The organism is Metalysinibacillus jejuensis, from assembly GCF_003057615.1.
Classification (GTDB): Bacteria; Bacillota; Bacilli; order Bacillales_A; family Planococcaceae; genus Metalysinibacillus; species Metalysinibacillus jejuensis.
The window spans coordinates 1-527 of sequence record NZ_QAFW01000159.1 but is presented as its reverse complement, the minus strand read 5'-3'; the positions used below and the strand labels follow the sequence as shown (position 1 = coordinate 527).

The following is a 527-nucleotide window of genomic DNA, read 5'->3' as shown; positions in this document are numbered from 1 at the left end:
TTTTCTTGTAGTGCAGCCACTTTCAAACGTTGTTTTTCCCAACGTGCAGAACCTTTCTTTCTACGAGATAGGATGCGTTGTTCTTTTGCTAATTTGTCTAATGATTGTCGATAAAAACGTGGATAATTGGCTTTCTTACCTTGTTCACTTTCGACATATAGACCATTCATAGCAAAATCTAGCCCAACAACTTTCTGAATGGACACAGGTTTAATTTCTTTCACGTATTCTGTCAAAATCGAAATATAGTATTTACCTGATTTTGTTTTAGAAATTGTACAAGATTTTAATTTATAATCCACAGGGATTTCCCGATGTTGCTTGATTTTTACTAATTTCAGTTTAGGTAATTTGATATGACCATCTTGCAATTCGATATTTCCGTTCACTTGATTAGCTGTATAAGACTGTTTTGACTTACGGTTTTTGAACTTTGGAAATGCCCCATTGCCTTCAAAAAAATTCTTATAAGCCTTTTGTAAGTTCATTTGTGCATTTGCTAAAGCTAAAGAATCCACTTCTTTTAG

General features: G+C 33.4%; 1 protein-coding gene. It reads right to left on the bottom strand.

What is annotated here, in order from left to right; all coding sequences use genetic code 11:
- The coding region (locus DDE80_RS14670; protein WP_153060938.1) for an RNA-guided endonuclease InsQ/TnpB family protein at positions 1-527 on the bottom strand (527 nt) is incomplete at both ends.